General features: G+C 68.8%; 13 protein-coding genes. 4 read left to right on the top strand and 9 right to left on the bottom strand.

The window, feature by feature from the left end; all coding sequences use genetic code 11:
• Window positions 1-27 precede the first annotated feature (27 nt).
• A complete protein-coding gene (locus tag W7S_RS07290) occupies window positions 28-468 on the top strand; it encodes a nitroreductase family deazaflavin-dependent oxidoreductase (RefSeq protein WP_008255075.1) in 441 nt (146 codons plus the stop codon).
• On the opposite strand, the gene W7S_RS07285 is transcribed toward W7S_RS07290, so the two are convergent.
• The 5 genes from W7S_RS07285 to W7S_RS07265 all read right to left on the bottom strand — a co-directional run bounded on the left by W7S_RS07285 (window position 465) and on the right by W7S_RS07265 (window position 13,319).
• Entirely contained in the window at window positions 465-1,799 is a 1,335-nt protein-coding gene (locus tag W7S_RS07285; RefSeq protein ID WP_008255072.1) for a dipeptidase, read from the bottom strand. The two genes, W7S_RS07290 and W7S_RS07285, sit on opposite strands and share 4 nt — an antisense overlap.
• Window positions 1,800-1,898: 99 nt before the next feature.
• A complete protein-coding gene (locus W7S_RS07280) occupies window positions 1,899-2,291 on the bottom strand; it encodes a holo-ACP synthase (protein WP_008255070.1) in 393 nt (130 codons plus the stop codon).
• Between the two features lie 9 nt (window positions 2,292-2,300).
• Window positions 2,301-11,555, bottom strand: a complete 9,255-nt coding sequence (locus tag W7S_RS07275) for a type I polyketide synthase (protein WP_008255069.1) — start codon at window positions 11,553-11,555, stop codon at window positions 2,301-2,303.
• A gap of 551 nt (window positions 11,556-12,106) precedes the next feature.
• Window positions 12,107-12,829, bottom strand: a complete 723-nt coding sequence (locus W7S_RS07270) for a DUF1906 domain-containing protein (RefSeq protein WP_008255068.1) — start codon at window positions 12,827-12,829, stop codon at window positions 12,107-12,109.
• A gap of 49 nt (window positions 12,830-12,878) precedes the next feature.
• Complete coding sequence (locus W7S_RS07265; RefSeq protein ID WP_008255066.1) at window positions 12,879-13,319, bottom strand: hypothetical protein; 441 nt, start codon at window positions 13,317-13,319, stop codon at window positions 12,879-12,881.
• 87 nt (window positions 13,320-13,406) lie between these two features.
• Between W7S_RS07265 and W7S_RS07260 the strand changes: the two genes are divergently transcribed.
• Together W7S_RS07260 and W7S_RS07255 are read left to right on the top strand one after the other, a co-directional pair.
• A complete protein-coding gene (locus tag W7S_RS07260) occupies window positions 13,407-14,246 on the top strand; it encodes a helix-turn-helix domain-containing protein (RefSeq protein WP_081490072.1) in 840 nt (279 codons plus the stop codon).
• Window positions 14,247-14,327: 81 nt separating this feature from the next.
• The gene (locus W7S_RS07255) at window positions 14,328-15,473 is read left to right on the top strand and encodes an aromatic ring-hydroxylating dioxygenase subunit alpha (RefSeq protein ID WP_014711120.1); all 1,146 of its coding nucleotides are present in this window, start codon (window positions 14,328-14,330) and stop codon (window positions 15,471-15,473) included.
• Here W7S_RS07255 and W7S_RS07250 read toward each other — a convergent pair.
• Entirely contained in the window at window positions 15,462-16,817 is a 1,356-nt protein-coding gene (locus W7S_RS07250) for a hypothetical protein (RefSeq protein WP_009957525.1), read from the bottom strand. The genes W7S_RS07255 and W7S_RS07250 overlap by 12 nt on opposite strands.
• Before the next feature lie 137 nt (window positions 16,818-16,954).
• Between W7S_RS07250 and W7S_RS07245 the strand changes: the two genes are divergently transcribed.
• Window positions 16,955-18,421: an aldehyde dehydrogenase gene (locus W7S_RS07245; RefSeq protein ID WP_008255059.1), complete on the top strand. Its 1,467-nt coding sequence runs from the start codon at window positions 16,955-16,957 to the stop codon at window positions 18,419-18,421.
• On the opposite strand, the gene W7S_RS07240 is transcribed toward W7S_RS07245, so the two are convergent.
• From W7S_RS07240 to W7S_RS07230, 3 genes are read right to left on the bottom strand one after another with little or no spacing between them, the layout of a single operon-like run.
• Window positions 18,416-18,946 carry a hypothetical protein gene (locus W7S_RS07240; RefSeq protein WP_008255056.1) on the bottom strand — a complete coding sequence of 177 codons (531 nt, stop codon included), beginning with the start codon at window positions 18,944-18,946 and terminating at the stop codon, window positions 18,416-18,418. The genes W7S_RS07245 and W7S_RS07240 overlap by 6 nt on opposite strands.
• Window positions 18,939-19,400 carry a MaoC/PaaZ C-terminal domain-containing protein gene (locus tag W7S_RS07235; protein WP_008255054.1) on the bottom strand — a complete coding sequence of 154 codons (462 nt, stop codon included), beginning with the start codon at window positions 19,398-19,400 and terminating at the stop codon, window positions 18,939-18,941. The genes W7S_RS07240 and W7S_RS07235 overlap by 8 nt, the downstream gene beginning before the upstream one ends.
• Window positions 19,397-19,927 (bottom strand): MaoC family dehydratase N-terminal domain-containing protein, encoded by a 531-nt coding sequence (locus W7S_RS07230; protein ID WP_008255052.1) that lies wholly within the window; start codon window positions 19,925-19,927, stop codon window positions 19,397-19,399. Before W7S_RS07230 ends, W7S_RS07235 begins: the two co-directional genes overlap by 4 nt.
• Between the last annotated feature and the right edge of the window lie 8 nt (window positions 19,928-19,935).

Genomic DNA, 19,935 nt, shown 5'->3' with positions numbered 1-19,935 from the left:
CCTGTCCACGCGGCGATACTGGCTTCCATGAGTTCCCTCGCCGAGAAAGCGCTCACCGGATTCATCCGGTTCCACGATCACGTGTATCGCGGAACTCACGGCTGGATCGGGCACCGGATGATGTGGATGCCCAGCCTGTTGCTGCACACGGTTGGTGCGAAGACGGGCGCGCCACGCACGGCCGCGCTGGCCTATGGCCGCGACGGCGAGGACTACCTGGTGACCGCGTCCAACGGGGGCGCCGCGCGCTCGCCGGGCTGGTACCACAACGTGAAGGCGCGCCCCGAGGTGGAAATCAACGTCGGCCCGCGGCGTTTCGGCGCCACAGCGCGTTCCGTCCTGCCCGGCGACACCGAATACGACCGGCTGTGGAAGATCGTCAACAAGGTCAACAAGGGCCAGTACGCCAGGTACCAGGAGCAGACGTCGCGCCCGATTCCCGTCGTGGTGCTGACGCCCAACCGCTAGGCCAGGTTGGCCAGCAGCAGCGCCTCGCTGATCGCGGCGCGTTCCAGGACCCCCAGGTGCAGGCTCTCGTTGATGCTGTGCGCCTGGGTACCCGGGTCTTCCACGCCGGTGACGAGGATCTTTGCCTGCGGGAAGGCGGCGGCGAATTCCGCGATGAACGGGATGGAGCCGCCCATGCCCATATCGATGGGCTCGGCCCCCCACGCCCGCCGGAACGCCACGCGGGCCGCGTCGTAGACGTCGCCGCTGGCCTCGATGGCGTAGGGCTCGCCGAGGTCGCCGCGGGTGACGCTGACGTGGGCGCCCCACGGTGCGTGGCTTTGCAAATGGGCGGTGAGGGCGTTCAGGTGCGCGGCGGCGTCGCCGCCGGGGGCCACGCGCATGCTGATCTTGGCCCGTGCCCGCGGGATCAGCGTGTTCGACGCCTTCTCGATGGGGGTGGTATCGATGCCGATCACCGTGATCGCGGGTTTGGCCCACAGCCGTTGCGGCACCGAGCCCGACCCGATCTCCGACACGCCGTCGAGCAGGCCGGAGTCGGTGCGGACCCGCTCGGCCGGGTAGTCGGGGTAGTGCAGCGCGGCGGTGTCGGTTTCGTGCAGGCCCGCCACGGCCACGTTGCCGTCGTCGTCGTGCAGGCTGGCCAGCAACCGCACCAGCACGGTGAGCGCGTCGGGCACCACCCCGCCCCACAGGCCGGAGTGCAGCCCGTGGTCGAGCGTGGCGACCTCCACCACGCAGTCGACCAATCCGCGCAGCGACACGGTCAGCGCCGGGGTGTCGACACTCCAGTTGTCCGAGTCGGCGATGACGATCACGTCGGCGGCCAGCGTGTCGCGGTGGGCGGCAAGCAATCGGGCGAGCGAGGGCGAGCCGGATTCCTCTTCGCCTTCGACGAACACGGTCACGCCGACGGGCGGCCGGCCGCCGTGTGCCCGAAAGGCCGCCAAATGCGTTGCGATACCGGCCTTGTCGTCGGCGCTGCCGCGGCCGTAGAGCCGTCCGTCACGTTCGGTGGGCTCGAACGGCGGCGACGTCCACTGGCCGCGGTCGCCCTCGGGCTGCACGTCGTGATGGGCATACAGCAGCACGGTCGGCGCGCCGGGCGGCGCGGGATGGCGCGCGATGACCGCGGGCGCTCCCCCCTCGCTGACGATCTGCACGTCGCCGAAACCGGCCTGCGACAACAGATCTGCCACCGCCTGGGCGCTGCGGTGCACCTCGGAGCGCCGGCCGGGATCGGCCCACACCGATTCGATGCGCACCAGGTCTTCCAGGTCGCGCCGCACCGACGGCAGCACCTCGCGGACGCGGTCAACCAGATCGCTCATGTCTTCCTCCTACGCGCGCGCCGTCGAGTGTGGGGGCCAGGTACGAAGACCGGCGTGAATTCGTCCAGAGGACCCACACTCGAAGACAGAGGGAGGAGCCTACGTCGTCTCCAGGATCGCCACCGCGGCAGCGGTGTCCCCCTCGTGCGTCAACGACACGTGAATGATCACATCGGCCAGGTGTTTGGCGATGTCGCCGCTCAACCGCACCCGCGGCCGCCCCCACATATCGGTGACCACCTCGATGTCGCGGTGGATGTCCTCGGGCAGCACGGGCCGCTGCGCGAAGCGAGACCCCGACCATGCCTTGATCACCGCCTCCTTGGCCGCCCAGCGGGCCGCCAGGTGACGCGCCGCCGACGAACTCTTGTCCGAGGCGTCGCGGCGCTCACCCGGGGTGAACGTCTCGGCGAAAACAGTTCCCGGCTGGTCGACCTGCTCGGCGAAATCAGGGATGGAGACGAGATCGATGCCTACTCCGACGATCGCCACGCACCGACCCTAGCCGACGTAAAGATCGTCTTCGCCGAGGCGGGCGTCGGCGTTGAGCAACATCGCCGCCTCCTGACGCTTCTCCGGCTCGTCGTGGTTGAACCGCCGGTCGGCCGGCTTCTCATACATCGGACGCCCGCCGGCGATCGCGGAGGCAAGCCGGCGCTGACCGGCCAGCAGGCGCTGCTCGGCCCGCTTGCGGTAGCCGTCCCGATCGGCCGGGTCCAGCGCGGCGATGAACGCCTGCGGGTGCACCAACGCGATCAGACCCGACACGTGGCCGAAGCCGAGGCTGGTCACCAGACCGGCCTTGAGCGGGAACTTGCCGCGCAGGTCCAAAGCCTCACGCACCCAGACGAAGTGACCGGCGGTGGCCAGCTCGTCGTCGACGCAATCCAGGCTGCGGTTGGGCGGGATGACGCCGTCACGCAGCATCTGGCACAGGCCCATCAGCTGGAACGCCGCCGCGCCACCCTTGCTGTGACCGGTGAGGGTCTTCTGGCTCACCACGAACAGCGGGTTGCCCGGCGACCGGCCCATCGAGTCGGCCAACCGCTCGTGCAGCTCGGTCTCGTTGGGGTCGTTGGCCAGCGTCGAGGTGTCGTGCTTGGACACGACCGCGATGTCGTCCGCCCCCACACCCAGCTTGGCCAGCGAGCGGGCCAGCTGCGAGTCCTTGCCACCGCGGCCGGCGCCGAGGCCTCCGAGCCCGGGCGCCGGGATCGAGGTGTGCACACCGTCGGCGAAGCTCTGTGCGTAGCCGACCACGGCCAGCACCGGCAATCCCATCTTGGCCGCCAGCGCGCCGTTGGCCAGCAGGATGGTGCCACCGCCCTGGGCTTCCAGGAACCCGAGGCGGCGCCGGTCGTTGGCGCGCGAGAACTTCGAATCGCTGATGCCCTTGGCCCGCATCATCTCGGTGTCGGCGGTGGCCGCCATGTCACCGAAGCCGATGATGGCCTCCAGGGTCAGGTCGTCGAACCCACCGGCGACCACGAATTCGGCCTTGCCGAGCCGGATCTTGTCCACGCCCTCCTCGACCGACACGGCGACCGTCGCGCAGGCCGCGACCGGGTGCACCATCGCGCCGTAACCACCGACGTAGGACTGCATGACGTGGGCCGCAACGACGTTCGGCAGCACCTCCTGCAGGATGTCGTTCGGCTTGGCCCGGCCCAGCAGGTTGCCGTGGTACATGGTCTGCATCGAGGTCATGCCGCCCATGCCGGTGCCCTGCGTGGAGGCCACCAGGCTGGGGTGCACCCAGCGCAGCAGCTCGGTCGGGGTGAAGCCCGAGGACAGGAACGCGTCCACGGTCGCCACGATGTTCCACAGCGCCACCCGGTCAATGGAATTGGCCATGTCCGGGGTGATGCCCCACACCGTCGGGTCGAACCCGGTGGGGATTTGCGCGCCGACCGTCCGCGACAGCTTGGTCTTCCTCGGAACGCGGATCTCGGTGCCCGCCTTGCGGATCACCTCCCAGTCGCTGGAGTCCGGCACCGGCCGGGCCACGGTGTGCTCGGGATCGAACTCGACGAACGCACGCGCGTCGGCCTCGCTGGACACCACGAACGAGAAGTCCTTGTCGAGGAACACACTGACCAGAAGCGGTGAGGCGTGATCGGGATCGATCGCACCGTCGTCGACGAATTCGCGGATGCCGCACCGCTCGACCACGGCGTCGTGGTAGCGATCGACCAGCTCCGACTCGTCGACCAAGTCGCCGGATTCGGTGTCGTACCAACCGGGTTGGGGATCGTCCTCCCACTTGACCAGTCCGGTGGTCCAGGCCAGCTCGAGCACACCGGCCGCCGACAGCTCGCCGGCCACCTCCATCTCGAAGCGGGTCCGCGACGAACCGTACGGCCCGAGTTCCGCGCCGCCGACGATGACCACCAGGTCGTTGAGGTCGACGTCGAGGTCCGCCCATTCGGGGGGCGGCGCGGGGCTGTAGCCGCGCGGTGGGGACGGCAAGGCGGCGATGCCGCCCTCGGCCTCGGGCGCCTCGGGGTCGTCGTCCTCGCCCGAGGCGGATCGCTCGCGGGCCTTGGCGGCCAGCTCGGCCATGTCGAGGTTGGCCTCCCCGAGCCCACCGGTCAGGTCGGCCTTGATCGGCTCTGCGGCGGCCGCCACCTTCGACTCGATGTCGCAGAGGGCCAACAGCATTGCCGCCATCTCGTCCGTCGAGTACGTGGTGACGCCGGCCTCCTCGACCGCGTCGACGATGGCGTCGTTGTGGCCCATCAGCCCGGTGCCGCGGGTCCAGCCGATCAGCGCGTGCGCCAGGCTGACCCTTGCCGCCCACGAGGATTCGGCGTGCCAACGACTCACCAACGCGTCGAGCGCCGACTTGGCCTCACCGTAGGCGCCGTCACCGCCGAACATTCCGCGGTTGGGTGAACCGGGCAGCACGACGTGCAGCCGCGACGCGATGTCGCGCTCGGCGCCGATCTTCGACAGCCCGCCGATCAACCGCTGCACCGCCCACAGCAGCACCTTCATCTCCATCTCGGAGCGGGAGCCGGCCTCCGACAGGTCGCCGACGACGCGCGGCGCCGCGAACGGGAACAGCAGCGTCGGGGTCTGCGCGTCCTTGATGTGAATCGACTGCGGCCCAAGGCTTTCGGACTGCTCGGTGCCGACCCACTCGACCAGGGCGTCGATATCGGAGTAGGAGGCCATGTTGGCCGCGACCACCCACAGCGCCGCGCCGTAACGAGCGTGGTCGCGATACAGGCCCCGGTAGAACGCCAGCCGCTCGTCGTCGAGCTTCGACGTTGTGGCGATGACCGTGGCGCCGCCGTCGAGCAGTCGCGCGACGACCGACGCCGCGATCGAGCCCTTGGAGGCCCCCGTCACCACGGCGACTTCGTGTGCGTAGGGGCCGGGATCCGGATTCTCGGCGCCGGCCGCGATCCGGCCGAACAGCGACGCGTGGATCTGCCGGCCCGCGGACAGGGCCTTGCCCTGCCACCAGGTGGCCTGGGTGGCCACGACATGACCTGCGCCCTCGAACCTTTCGGACAGCTCCACCCACCGGGCGTCGATGTCGCCCTCGTCGGTCAGCCACAGCTTGACCAGGTCCTCGCGGGCGCTGGCCCACCGGTCGTCGAACAGCACCGCCTTCTTCGGCTCGAACACGGGCGCGACCAGGCGTGGCCAGTCCGCGCCGAGTTCGGCGGTCACCAGGTCGATCAGCTCGGCATCGGTGGCCGCCGGCGACGCGCTGACCGGGTCGTCGAGGCCCAGCTGGTTCAGCACCAGGCGGGCCGCCGACGCCAGCACGCCGTCGCGTCCGGTGATCTGGGCGGTGAATTCGCCCAGCGCGGCCGCGTCGATGGTCGCACCGCCACCGCTACCGCCCGACGACGGCAGCGCGACCGAGATGCCGTGGCGCGCGGCGACGGACGCGACCGCGGCGTCGATGGCCTTGTCGACGGCGGCGGCGTCGGCCAGGGCCCCCTCGTGCAGATGACCCATGGCGCCGCCGCGGACGCTGGTGCCCTCGCGGGTTCCCAGCGCGACTTCGACCGTGACGTGCTTGGCCCAACCCTCGCCCAGCTCCCAGGTCTTCTTGACCCGCTCGGCGATGGCGGCGGGCCGCTTGCCCGACGGGCCCAGCACCGTGCGCAGCTGGTCGTTGATCGCGTCGGAAAGCACTGGGCCGTAAGGCTTGTAGGTGCGCGCCAGCTTGGTCACCTGGGCGCGCAGCCCGGCCAGGTCGGCTTCGGCGGCGCCGTCGATGGCGCCGAGGTTCAGCTCCGAACCCAGGTCCACCAGCAGCTGGTTGCGCCGCGATGAGGCACCGTCGGTGATGGATTCGATGGAGTCCAGCTCCTCGATCTGGTCGATGCGCATCTTGGCCGACAACGCGATCAACGCCAACGTCGCGTCGGCGGCGTCGAATCCGATGTCGTCGGGGCGCGGGCCCGATGCGGCGGCCGCCGGTGCGGGGGCGGCCGGGGCGGCCTCCACCGGCGAACCGGATGCCTCCGGCGCCTCGACCGCGACCTCGTCGACCTCGGGCTCCGGCTCGGGATCGGTGTCGGTCGCGAACAGCACCGCGGCGTCGCGCTCGGCGTTGAGCACTTCGACTGTGCTGTGGGCATATTCGGGGAGCTTGAGCGTGTTGGTGGCCAGCCCGGCGACGGTCGGCGCGGACTTCACGCCGATCTCGACGAACCGCTCCACACCCAGGCCGCCGGCGGCCTCCTCGGTGAACAGCAGGTCCTGGGTCTCGATCCAGCGCACCGGGCTGGCGAACTGCCAGGCCAGCAGCTCGATCAGGACGGTGCGCGCCATCTCGATGCGACGCTCGGCGAGCCAGGTGTCGTAGTCGGCGAGGATGGGGTCGAGCGGCTCGGCCGGCACCAGGTCGCGGATCTCCTGGATGAAGTCGCGGTCCAGGGTGAACGGGCGGGGCACCAGGTTGGGGATGTAGCGCCCGATGATGACGTCGGGATCCTTGTCGCGCGGCATGACCCGGTCGAGGGAGCGCCGGAACTCCGCGACTCCCACCCGCAACACCCGCGAGTGGAACGGCACGTCGATGCCCGGAACCAGGATGAATGAGCGCTTGCCGCCGGTGATCTCGCGACGCCGCTCCACCTCGGCCTCCAGCGCCTCGAGCCCGCGGACCGTGCCGGCGATCGCATACTGCGAGCCGCGCAGGTTGAAGTTGACGATCTCGAGGAATTCGCCCGTGCTCTCGGCGATTCCCGCGACGAACCCCGGGACCTCGTCATCGGGGAGGTCGATCTGCGACGGCCGGATCGCCGCCAGCCGGTAGTTGGACCGGCCCAGCTCGTCGCGGGGCACGATGTCGTGCATCTTCGATCCACGGTGAAACACCGTCTCCAGCAACGCTTCCAGCTCATAGATGCCGGTCACGCAGGCCAGCGCGGTGTACTCGCCGACGGAGTGCCCGCAGGCGATCGCGTCTTCGACGAAGGCGCCCTGCTCGCGCATCTCGGCGACCTGCGCCGCCGCCACCGTGGCCATCGCGACCTGGGTGAACTGCGTCAGGTACAGCACCCCCTCGGGGTGGTTGTAGGGCACCCCGCTGGCGATGATGCTGGTCGGGTTGTCGCGCACCACGTGCAACACCGAGAAGCCGAGTGTGTCGCGGGTGAACTTGTCCGCCTTGTCCCACACCTTGCGGGCGGCCTTGGACCGGGCGCGGACGTCCATGCCCATGCCCTTGTGCTGAATTCCCTGACCGGGGAACGCGTAGACGGTGTGCGGGGCCGCCAGGCGTGCCGTCGCTGACATCACCAGGTCGGATTTAACCTTGGCGGTGACCTCCAAAACCTCTGCGCCCTGGTCGATTCCGACGCGGTCGACGCGGAAGGCGACCTCGTCACCGGGCCGCACCATGCCCAGGAAGCGCGCGGTCCAGCCGATCAGTCGCGCCGGCGGGCGGGCCTGGCCGTCGGTGGCGGTCACCGCGTGCTGGGCGGCGGCCGACAGCCACATGCCGTGCACGATGGGCGATTCCAGCCCGGCCAGCAGCGCGGCGGCCCGGTCGGTGTGGATGGGGTTGTGGTCGCCGGACACCACCGCGAACGGTCGCATGTCGACGGGCGCGGTGGTGGTGACGTCGCGGCGGCGCCGACGCGGAGTGTCGGTGGCGTTTTCGGAGACCGCGCCGCCGGCGCGCACCGGGTCGGCAAGTTCTGCGGCACCGGTGCGTCCGAGGATCGCAAAGCGCTCGTCGAGGGTCGCGATCACCTCACCGTCGGCGCCGGCGATGGTGACCGAGACGGGAACGACGCGCCCCATGTCGGTGTCGGCGGCCGCCAAAGCCGTTGCGGTGATCGTCAATTGGGCCGGGTTCTTCGGCAGCGCGCCGACCATGTGCGCGGCGTGGTCGAGATGCACCAGGCTCAGCAGCCCCTCCACCACCGGGATGCCGGTGTCGGTGACCGCCGAACCGATTGCGGAGAAGACCGCGGGCCAGCACGGGCCGACCAGGGCGTCGGGCACGGTGGTGAGGCTGGGCGCCAACGGCTCCCCGAAGGTGGCCGTGACACCGGTGTGGTCGGCGACGCGCTCGGGGTCCCAGTCCACCGTGACGGTGGCCGTTCCGTCGGTGACCGGGGGCATGAACTCCGGCCCGTCGACGCCGGCGGCGATCGCCAGCACCGACCGCATGGCCGTGGCGGCGTCGTCGGTGGAGACCACCGGCGTCGCGCCGTCAACGGTGTTGGGGGGCAAGGTGAACGGAATCTCGACCCAGACCCCTGACACCGGGACGCTGAGGACGACGCGGTCGCCTTCGACCTGCAGCCGCGCCCCGGTCGACGAGTGCGTGGCGCGGCGGCTTTCGGGTCCTTCGGAGTCTCCGTGCACCAGCCACTCGGAGGGGTCGGCGATCCGGTGGACCGGATTGATCGCGGTGCGGCCGGCCCACTGCACGTCCGGGGCATCCAGCACGACGGCCAACGGCCCGGTCACATCCGCGCGGCCGGTGCGGCGCGACGTGACGGCCGTCGGCTCGATCCCGGCGGCCAGCGCCTCGTCGACGGCCGCCTGCTCGAAGCGGTCCAGCAGTTCACCGACGGGTTCGTCCATTCGGGTGATCCCCGCGACGGCCGCGGTGCCCGGAATGATGCACACCTGGTCGGCGTCGTAGCGGGCATCGTGGGCCTGCCACAGCGAGTCGCTGCGCCACCAGCGCCGCACATCCTTGTCGATGACCGGCACGAAGTTGACCGGCTTGCCCACCGTCTTACACAGGGTGACGAAGAACGGAACGTCGGCCGGGTGCAGTTGGACGGTCTCGGCGTCGGGGTAGCGCTCGAGCAGCAGATCGATCGCCGCCCCGGGGTTCTCCAGCAGGGCCTCGTCGTTGAAGAGCGTCTCGATGGGGCCGAAATCCTTTGGGTGCAAACGCGCTTCGGCGCGCTGCAACATCTGCTGGAAACGGTCGCGCCAGGTGTCGGCCAGCCACGGGCTGCCCGGTGAGGCGGTGTCGGCGGTGGAATCGCCGTCCCCGATGGCCAGCTCGACGTAGCGCTGCAGCCACTGCAGGTAGGTCATCTCGCCGGCGTCGCCGAAGTACGGCTTGGCGGTGGTGGCCATCGCCGCGATGATCTCGTCGCGGCGCTGAGCCACGGCGTCGGCGTCACCGGCGACCTCGTCGAGCAGCCGTCCGCACCGCGAGGCGCTGTTGTCGATCTCGTGAATGTCCGCGCCGAGCTGGCTGCGGCTGGATGCCATGCCACCGGAGGCTTTCCCGGCGCCGATCCACTGGTCGGTGCCCTGGGTTTCCACCAGCATCCGCTTGACCGACGGCGAGGTCGTGGCCTCCTTGGCCGCCATTGCCGCGGTGCCGACCAGGATGCCGTCGATCGGCATCAGCGGGAAGCCGTAGGCCTGCGCCCAGCGCCCGGACAGGTAGTCGGCCGCCCGCTCGGGCGTGCCGATGCCGCCGCCGACGCAGACGGTGATGTTGGAGCGCGACCGCAGTTCCGAGTAGGTCGCCAGCAGCAGGTCGTCGAGGTCTTCCCAGGAGTGGTGGCCGCCGGCGCGGCCGCCCTCGATGTGCGCGATCACCGGTTTGGTGGACACCTCGGTGGCGATGCGGATGACCGAGCGGATCTGCTCGACGGTGCCGGGCTTGAAGACGACGTGACTGATGCCGACGTCGCCCAGCTCCTCGATCAGCTCGACGGCTTCCTCGAGCTCGGGGATGCCGGCGCTGATGACCAGCCCGTCGATGGCCGCGCCGGACTGACGCGCCTTCTGCACCAACCGCTTTCCGCCGACCTGCAGCTTCCACAGGTAGGGGTCGAGGAACAGCGCGTTGAACTGGTAGGTGCGACCGTCCTCCAGCAGCCCGGAGAGCTCGTCGATCCGGTTGGCGAAGATCTCCTCGGTGACCTGCCCGCCTCCGGCGAGCTCGGCCCAGTGGCCGGCGTTGGCCGCGGCGGCCACGATCTTGGCGTCGACCGTGGTCGGGGTCATGCCCGCGAGCAGAATCGGCGAACGGCCGGTCAGGCGGGTGAACTTGGTCGAGAGTTTGACCCGGCCGTCGGGCAGGCGAACCAGCGTCGGCGCGTAGCTCGACCAGGCCCGCGCCACCTCGGGGACGGCGCCGACGGTGAAGAGGTTGCGCTGACCCCCGCGGGTGGCGGCGGGCACGATGCCCACACCCAGGCCGCGGATCACCGGTGCGGTCAGCCGGGTCAGGATGTCACCGGGACCCAGGTCCAGGATCCACCGGGCGCCGGCGTCGTTGACGCGGGTGATCTCCTGCACCCAGTCGACCGGGCGCACCAGGATGGATTCCGTCAGTTCCCGGGCCAGGGCGACGTCCAGGCCCACCTTCTCGGCCCAGGCGCCGACGATGTCGATGCCGTCGGCCAGGCGGGGGGTGTGGAAGCCCACCTCGACCTGCACCGGATCGAACACCGGCGAGAAGACGTCGCCGCCGCGCAGCTTGTTCTTCCGGTCGGCCTCTTCCTTCTCCGAGATCTGCTGGCAATAGAGCTCGAAGCGGGACAGCTGTTCGGGGGTGCCGGTGATGACGACCGAACGGCGGCCGTTGCGGATGGACAGCACGGGCGGCAGGACGGTCCGCACGTCCTGCGCGAACTCGTCGAGCAGCCGGCTGATGCGCTCGGGGTCCGCATTGGTGACCGACACCATCGGCGGCCGGTCGCCCAGCACGGAGATCCCGCGGCGACGGGCCACCAGCGTCCCGGCCGCGCCGATCAGCTGGGCCAACGCCAGCAGCTCGACGTCGCGAGCGCCCCCGCCCTTGAGCGCCTCGACGGCGAGCACGCCCTGGGAATGCCCGGCGACGGCCACCGGCGGCGTCGCGCTCAGATCCATGCCTTGCCGCGCCAGCGCGCGCACGGCCGCGATCTGGGTGAGCAGCACGCCCGGGATCGATACCGCGGCCGAGGTCAGGTGCTTGTTCGACGGGATCGGGTCCTCGGCGGCCAGCGCGCGGACCCACGTCAGCGGCTCGAAGCCGATGGGACGCACCACGACCAGCTCTTTTGCCACCGGCTCGAGGAGCAGTTCGACCTCACCGACCAGCCCCGCCAGATCCGATTCGATGCCGGCCGACGACACCAGTTCTTCGAGGGTCTCCAGCCAGGCACTGCCCTGGCCACCGAACGCCACGGCGTAGGGCTCACCGGCCGTCAGGCGGTCGACAAGAGCGTGGGTGTCCCCGGCTGGGTGCTTGCCTCCCTGCGGGCCCTGCCCGTCGCGCTCGGCGGACACCCGGTCATGCTCGTGGATTGTCACCTTCTCTGTCTCCCCTGGTATGCGTCTTTACGTCTCGGTTCGTATGGGCGGTCACCACCAGAGGGTGGGCACTCGCCAGTGCTCCTCGATGCGGCGTGGTTCAGCGTCGAATCACAGCCGGGAAACGGCGGCCGGTGCGTTGTCGGCGACCGCCCGGATGGCGCTGAGCGGTGCGACGGACTTCATCGGCTGTACTAAGAGTGTCATAAGATTCCACCCCCGTTTTGCGTGGTGATCGGTTACTGGCGAGTTCTACGCATGGGTAACCGTGTCCTGGGTAACACGGGGTTTGACCGGCGGCGCGGACGCGATTCCCAAACCTGCTGCATGCAGGTGGTTACGGTCGAGTAGCTATAACTGCGCAGATCAAAGCAGTTTTGTTATCGAATCGTTATATAAATTTTTGGGGCCGCGGAGCGCCGTCTGAGCGGCATCACCGATGCCGACCGCCGGGCGGGCACACCGACCCGACGCGAAAATGAGCGAACGAGTGTTTGCTGGGCTTTCTAAGAGTCCGCATCCCGGTCGGACCGGACGACGATGTGGGGCCGCTAGGCCCACTGCCCGAATTGGGGCTTGAGGATCTCGTTGATGTCCACGCCCACCCCGCCGACGCTGCGTTTGTCGATCTCAACCTGGTGCAAGTGGGCGGCGGGATGGGCATACCCCTTGGGCGAGCCCCAGTTGTGCTGCCAGAAGTAAGAGCCCAAACCGTCGTGCAGTGCCCAGTCGATGGTCTTCGAATTGGCGTACACGCCTGTGCGCTGATGGCCGATGACCGACTCCCACGACCGCAGGTACGGCGCGATCTGGCTCTTGTACTGCTCATAGGAGGGGTCGTCGTCGATCGAGGCATAGATGGGCGCCGTGGCGGGGCCGCCGGCCGCGGCGTGGAGCTGCATTCCGCGTTGCGCGTGCTGCAGGCCGGCGTTGGCGCCGCCCAGCCAGTCCGCGGTGTTGCCCTTGCCGTACTGGTAGCAGGAGACGATCTTGAGTCCATTGCTGTGCAGGTCGCGCGCCTCGGCAACCTGGATCGGCTTGCCGAGCATCCACTTGCCACCGGGCCGTCGATCAGAGACGTACCGGATCGATCCCACGGCGCCCGCGGCCCGGATCTGGCTGGCCGGGATGACTCCGGCCGCGTAGTCCAGCAGGGTGCCCAGCGACGCCGAGGCCGGCGCGGCGCCGAGCGACGCGCCGGCGGCGCCCAGACCCAACAGGGCAGGCGCCGCGGCCGCGTATTTGAACAGGTCGCGCCGCGAAACCGATGACACAAGCCACAGGGTACGACACAAACCCCATATGACACATTGACCACACTGGTCACATGTGCGTCACGGTGCCGCCTCGGCGCTGCAGCGCGCCCACCGCGCCCAGCACGGCGTACGGGCCGGTCACCGCCATGAGGCTCAGCAGCGAGCGGACCCTGGGGTCGCCGCGCTGGAGATGTCTCAGCTCCAGCAGGGCGTTGATGTTGTCCAGCGTGTCGACCATCAGGCCGATGTATTGCCAGCGCCGCCGATTGGGTTCGTCGCTGCCGAGATAACCGATGCCCAGGGCCAGGGCCCGCGCCCCGAAAATGCGGATCAGATACTTGAGCTCCGTGGACAGCATGTGATCGGGCACCCCGTTCATCCGAGTCTGGGACGCCGGGTAGGCAAACGCCGTGGCGCCCAACAGGATCCGACCGACGGCGGCGGCGGCGAACGCGCGGCGCAGGCCCGCGGGCTGCGGCGGTGAGGCTGGTTTCGTTGTGGTGGTCATGCATGCAGTCTTCGCCGCGCAGGTAAGTAGGTCGATTACCTTCGAGGTAGTGGTTTAGCTCCACGCAACGGCGTTAGGTTCTTCACGATGCCTGGGAGTACAGCGGGTCTGGCGGTGCGCGAGTGGCGCACCCGTCGGCGATTGAGCCAGATGGAACTCGCGCATCAGCTAGGTGTTTCGCCCCGCCACCTCAGTTTTGTCGAGACCGGCCGGGCCAATCCCAGCCGCGCGTTGTTGCTGCGCGTCGGCGAGTCCCTGGACCTGCCGCTGGCCGCGCGCAACCGACTGCTGCTCGACGGCGGCTACGCACCGATGTTCGGCGAGCACACCCTGGACGCCGAACGCATGAGGCCGGTGAAGGCGGCCGTCGACGCGGTACTGGCCGGCCACGCCCCGTACCCGGCCATCGTCACCGATGCCTGCTGGAACCTGATAGCGGGCAATGTGGGGTGCGTCGTGCTCGCCGAAGGGGTCGACGCCGAACTGCTGCGCCCACCGATCAACGTCATGAGGTTGTGCCTGCACCCGCGGGGATTGGCGCAGCGGTTGCTCAACCGCGCCGAGGTGCACGCCGCCATCCTGGGCCGGGTTCGCCGGCACGCGCAGGCCACCGCGGCCCCGGACATCCGCCGTCTTTACGAGGAGCTCTCGAGTTATCCGGTGCCCAAGGGCGGCGACCGCGGCGAGCGGACCGGCGAGCTCTACGTGCCGTTTCAGATGCTCACGCTGGACGGCGCCGAGCTCCGATTCGTCAGCATCATCGCCACCTTCGGCAGTCCGCTCGACATCTCCGTGGAAAGCCTGATCATCGAGTCGTTCTTTCCCGCGGACCCGGCGACCGGCGACTACCTGCGCGGTCTCGACGGTGATCGGAGGCTGCGCGCGATCGCTCAGCAGCACCCGCAGTTGCTTCCCTACATCGGCTAGGGTCAGCGCGTGGACCTTAATTTATTATCACTATAAAGTTAGTAGAGTTACCGCGAGCGCTTGACTGCCACCGGAGTTCAGATGGAACGCGACCAGCTCATCGACCTGACCCGCCGCGCCTTGAAGTTGGCGCGCGACAAGACAACAGACCTCGCCCCGAGCGAGCACCGGGTCGAGGCGCGGGACTACACCAGTCCCGAACGCCACGACCTCGACCGGGCCATGCTGCTGGCCAGCCCGCAGTTGGTCGGCTACGTGTCCGAACTTCCCGCCCCGGGGGCGTATTGCACCAAGACGGTGATGGGTCGCTCCATCCTGTTGACCCGGACTGCCGATGGATCGGTGAAGGCGTTCGACAACGTGTGCCTGCATCGGCAGTCGCAGGTGGTCACGGGATGCGGCACCGCGAAGCGGTTCACCTGTCCCTACCACGCGTGGACATACGACAACACCGGGCGGTTGGTGGGTGTGCCGGGGCGTGAGGGTTTTCCCAGCGCTGCCGTCAAGTCCGATGGCCTGGCCGAACTCCCGGCCACCGAGTTCGCCGGATTCCTCTGGGTTTCACTGGATCCCGGTACGACGCTGGACGTGGCCGCGCACCTGGGGCCGCTGGCCGACGAACTCGATTCCTGGGGCATCGGGCGCTGGTCGCCGTTGGGCGAGAAGGTGCTCGACACGCCGATCAACTGGAAGCTGGCGATCGACACCTTCGCCGAGAACTACCATTTCGCCACCGTCCACCAGCAGACGTTCGCCACCATCGCCCGCAGCAACTGCACGGTGTTCGATTCCTTCGGCCCGCACCACCGGCTGATCTTTCCGCTCAACACCATTCTGGAGCTCGACGAGCTGCCCGAGGAACAGTGGAATCCGTTCCACAACATGGTCGTGATCTACGCGCTGTTCCCCAACATCGTGCTGTCGGTGACGATCGCCAACGGCGAACTGTTCCGCGTCTACCCCGGTGATCAGCCGGGCCGCTCGATCACCGTGCACCAGAACGCCACACCGCAGGACCTGTCTGACGAATCGGTGGCCGCCGGCGCTCAGGCCGTCTTCGAATACGCGCACGCCACCGTGCGCGACGAGGACTACCGGTTGGTGCAGGGGCTCCAGGCCAACCTCGAGTCGGGCGCCCGCGACCACCTGGTGTTCGGCCGCAACGAGCCGGGGCTGCAGCACCGACACATCACGTGGGCGCAGGCGCTGGCGAGTTCAGCTCGCTGACTCATCGGCCGACAGCACCGCGACCAGATCGTCCAGAAGCGTTGCCAGCGCACCGGTTTGAGAGGGGCGCACCGCGGTCAGCAGTTCGACCGCCTCGCCCCGCCGCCCGGCGGCCACCAACGGCACCAGACGATCCGCTGTTGTCTGCAGGTCGGGGTCGGAAGGTTCGATGTTCGCGACGGTGGTGGTGAGCACCTCGACCAGCTCCCAATCCCGATACAAGGCGAGCGATCGTTCGTTGAAGGCGAACGCGGTCACCGGCTGCCCGCCCAGCATCCCGCGGTAACGGTAGGGCCCCTCCATGTATTCGATCGGCAGGCCATGCGCGGGCGCCGGCACCACCGGCTCACCGACGATGTCGAGTCCCAGTGTGGGACAGGTGATCCGGTGACGGTCGGGCATGTACCGGGCCGGGGCAAGCGGGCGCACCAGGGGCCGCACCGTCTCCGGCCACCGAACGTAGCTGCTGATCGTGACCTCGATGTCTTCGGCGCATTGCGGCGACGTGGCGGGATCGGGGTAGCTCGTGGTGACACCGGTGAAGGGCTGCAGGACATTGCCGTTCGTCCGGTCGAACTGCCGCCACATGCTCAAGTCGACGCCGTTGTCGAAGTTGATGGTGCGCCATTCGTGCGACCGGGCCCGCGGATCCCCCGCCGTTCCCCCGCCGCCGGCGTATTTTGGAAACCATTGCCGATCGACATGGCCACTGTTGCCGGAGACCTGGTGGATCTCCTCGCCCCAGCATAGGGTGCCGGTCATCGCCATACCGGTCTGGAAGTAGGAGTAGGTGTCGTCTTGGCCGAAGCAGACGATCTTGCCATTGTAGGTCGAGGCGCCCACCGGAGTCGGTGCGCGCGTGGGGGTTACGGCCAGGTCCAGCCGCATCCGCCGGCCGGAATGGTCCTCCCCCACCAGGCTGACGCGGTAGGTGTAGGGCAGTAGACCCCCGTCGCCGTTGCGGCACGTGGTCCAGGACGCGGTGCCCGCACCGCCGGCGTAGCTGATGTCGAGATAACCCGTGGCCAGCTCCAGCTTGCGGGACGCCCCCGGTTCGAGGTTGGCCGGCGGCATGTCGTAATCCGTGTACGTGCCGTAATCGCCGGTGTCGAGGTCGAAGAGCGCCATCGTGTAGAAATCGGCGACGATCGTCCCGCCGGGCCGGTTCTTGTTGAAAATCGTCAGGAAGGCAAAGGACCGGTCTGTCTCGGCGGCGTCCAGCTGGCCAGCGATGAACCAGGTGTCTGACTCCTGGTCGGGGTGTTCGCCTTCGGCGGCGGGAAACTCGAGCTGGCCGTCGCCGGGCACCAACTGGAATGGGTAACTGCGCCAGTCGCTCTTCATATCGCGCCCGCCTCGACATCGTCGCTGATGATCCGCTCGCGGCTTCCCGCCTCGCTCTTTCTTCGCTATGTTAGCGTCAATAGCGAATTACGGTCACGGTCGTACTGCACCCACCGCTGCCTCGAGGAGGCGCCCCGATGACGAAGAATTCCGACCATCGTTGTTACGACGAAGTGTTCATCGGAGGGCAGTGGCGCAAGCCCGCCAATCCCCAACAGCTCGAAGTGATCTCGCCGCACTCCGAGGAGCCGGTCGGTCACGTCCAGGCGGCCGGCCCCGAGGACGTCGACGCCGCCGTTGTCGCCGCTCGGCACGCCTTCGACCACGGACCGTGGCCGCGGATGAGCCACGCCGATCGGATGGCCAAAGTCGAACAGCTCGCCGCGATCTACGCCCGCCACAGCGACGACATGGCCGACCTGATCACCGACGAGATGGGATCACCGCGCAGTTTCAGCCGGATGGGCCAGGGGGTGGCCGCCGCGTCGCTGATCCACCTCGCGCTGGCCGCCGCCCGCGACTTTCCGTGGACCGAACGCCGCCAGGGCGTGCTCGGCGAAGTGCACCTGCGCCGGGCCCCGGTTGGGGTGGTGGGCGCGATCGTGCCCTGGAACGTGCCCCAGTTTTTGATCATGCCCAAGCTGATCCCCGCGCTCATCGCGGGGTGCACGGTGATCGTCAAGCCCGCACCCGAAACGCCTTTGGACGCTTTGTGGTTGGCCGAGATGATCGAGCAGCTTGACCTGCCCGAGGGCGTGGTCTCGGTGCTGCCCGGCGGCACCGACGTCGGCGAGGCGCTGGTGCGCCACCCCGGCGTGGACAAGATCGCGTTCACCGGGTCCAGCGCCGTCGGGCGCCGGATCGCCGCGCTGTGCGGGGAACAACTGAAACGCGTGAGCCTGGAGCTGGGCGGCAAATCGGCGGCGATCATCCTCGACGACGCCGACATCGACAAGACCGTGGCCGGGTTGAAGAGCGCGGGCCTGATGAACAATGGCCAGGCCTGCGTCGCCCAGACCCGCATCCTGGTCAGCGACCGCAAGCACGACGAGGTCGTCGACGCCCTGGCCGGCATGATGTCAGCGCTGCACGTCGGTGACCCGGCCGATGAGGCAACGGACATCGGACCGCTTGTCGCCCAACGCCAACAGCGCCGCGTCCAGGACTACATCCAGTCCGGCCGCCGCGAAGGGGCCCGCGTCGTCCTGGGTGGCGAACAGAGCCCGTCCGAGCGCGGCTGGTACGTGCAGCCGACGCTGTTCGCCGACGCCACCAATGACATGCGCATCGCCCGGGAGGAGATTTTCGGGCCGGTGCTCACGGTGCTGCGCTACCGGGACGAGGACGACGCGATCCGCATCGCCAACGAAACCGACTACGGTCTGGCCGGTTCGGTGTGGACGTCCGACATCGGGCACGGCCTCGACGTCGCGGCCGCCGTCCGCACGGGGACCTACGGCATCAACATGTACACCCTCGACATCGGGGCACCGTTCGGCGGTTTCAAGCAATCCGGCATCGGGCGCGAGTTCGGCCCCGAGGGTCTGCACGAGTATGTCGAACTGCAGACGCTGATATGCAAAGGGCAGTTGCCACCCCTATGAGGTGCGCGGCCTCCACCGGGGGTCGCGGCCCAGGCCGGCGAGAAGCCTTGTCTGCGCGTCACTTTCGGCGGGTACGGCAAGCGGGGCCTTGAACATCGCCCCCGAGCTCAGCGTCTGGGAATCCGTCGGTAACCCGACGCAAAACCGTTCACACCACTCGGGGTCCAAGCTGTCGTCGGCCCCCGCCGCACGCGCGAGGTCCCAGGTATGCACCAGGACATCGCGGGTCAGATTCGGGATGAGCGGGTAGGCATCGAGCCGTGTCGCTACGCCCGAGGTAAAGGCCTCGGTCAGCGAGCGGTACGTCAGTCGCCAGCGCTCGAGGGGATCCTCACGCGGGCGGTCGGGCTTGAGTCCCAAGGGACGCAACAGGAGTACGTCGTGAAAGCCGATGACGTGCTCGAGCACTCCTCGGGCATCCCAGGCATCGCCCGGGGATGGACGGTCCCATCTGCCGGTCGCCGCGGCAACCGCCTCACCGAACCGGCGGCACACCGCCAGGTGCAGTTCGGCGTTGTCATCCATCGCCGTGATGCGGGTCCTCGGGCACCTGCAGCGTCAGCTCGACCGGGCAGCACAGCGCGCCATGCTGATTGGTCACCTGGATTTCGAGGTCGACCAGGCAGCGCGGCGGGTCCACCGAGGTGTCCCGCCGTTTGGCCACCGCCCGCCCGCGCCCGGTCATGGTGTCGCCGGCGTACACCGACCCGGTCAGCCGCATGGAGCGCCGCATCACGCGGCTGCGCGGCCCCGCCCACTCGGTCGCGACGCGGTCGGCGAAGCCGGCGAGGTGCATCGTGTTGACGTAGATCGTCGGATTCCCTTGAGCTTGAGCGTAATCCGGGTCGAAGTGGCCGGGGAAGTAGTCCCACGTCGCTCCGGCGTTCTCCACCACGCGCTGGTAGCTGATGTGGTCAACCACCTCGGGCAGCTCGACCGGGACGGTGATCCGGTCGAAGTCCAGGCCGTCGCCGGTCACGAGGGCGGCCCGGGGGTGAAGCGGAACAGGGTGTTGCGGGAGGTGGCGACCACGGCGCCGTCCTGGCGGCGATAGGTCTCCAGCGTCTCGACGAAATGGCCGACGCCCAGCCTGGTCCGCTTTTCCGGCGACACCGACACCAGCTCGTCGACGACGGTCAGGACGTCGCCTTCCACGATGGGTTGGGGAAACTCAACCTCGTTGGCCGCGTTGATGAATGTGGTGCCCGGTAGCGGCACCCGCAGGGCGATCAATGAACCGGACCTCCTCCCTCCGGGCTGCCAGGGCGGCGTGATCAACCAGCCCATCAGCAAAGCGGGTGGCGCGAGCAGGCCTCCCCATTGCCGACGAGCGAACTCGGAATCCCAATAGGAACGGTTCCCGTCGCGGACCATCGCGGCGAACAATTGGATGCGTGCGGCGCTGACCGCGGTGGCCGCGGTGCGGGGTTCGCTTTTCGTGCCGACCATCCGCAACGCATCCTCGTAGGTGCCGAAGGCCAGCCGCTGACTGAAATCCTGGTCCACGTATCGAT

Source organism: Mycobacterium sp. MOTT36Y (genome assembly GCF_000262165.1).
GTDB classification, from domain to species: domain Bacteria; phylum Actinomycetota; class Actinomycetes; order Mycobacteriales; family Mycobacteriaceae; genus Mycobacterium; species Mycobacterium intracellulare.
Note: the sequence above shows the minus strand (reverse complement) of the source record. Positions and strands in the feature narration are given on the sequence as shown.

What these genes read in the sequence shown, in the direction of transcription:
- W7S_RS07290 (WP_008255075.1), top strand. Translation starts at nt 28, where the DNA reads ATGAGTTCCCTCGCCGAGAAAGCGCTCACCGGATTCATCCGGTTCCAC.
- W7S_RS07260 (WP_081490072.1), top strand. Translation starts at nt 13,407, where the DNA reads ATGCCTGGGAGTACAGCGGGTCTGGCGGTGCGCGAGTGGCGCACCCGT.
- W7S_RS07285 (WP_008255072.1), bottom strand. Translation starts at nt 1,799, where the DNA reads ATGAGCGATCTGGTTGACCGCGTCCGCGAGGTGCTGCCGTCGGTGCGG.
- W7S_RS07245 (WP_008255059.1), top strand. Translation starts at nt 16,955, where the DNA reads ATGACGAAGAATTCCGACCATCGTTGTTACGACGAAGTGTTCATCGGA.
- W7S_RS07240 (WP_008255056.1), bottom strand. Translation starts at nt 18,946, where the DNA reads ATGGATGACAACGCCGAACTGCACCTGGCGGTGTGCCGCCGGTTCGGT.
- W7S_RS07265 (WP_008255066.1), bottom strand. Translation starts at nt 13,319, where the DNA reads ATGACCACCACAACGAAACCAGCCTCACCGCCGCAGCCCGCGGGCCTG.
- W7S_RS07255 (WP_014711120.1), top strand. Translation starts at nt 14,328, where the DNA reads ATGGAACGCGACCAGCTCATCGACCTGACCCGCCGCGCCTTGAAGTTG.
- W7S_RS07250 (WP_009957525.1), bottom strand. Translation starts at nt 16,817, where the DNA reads ATGAAGAGCGACTGGCGCAGTTACCCATTCCAGTTGGTGCCCGGCGAC.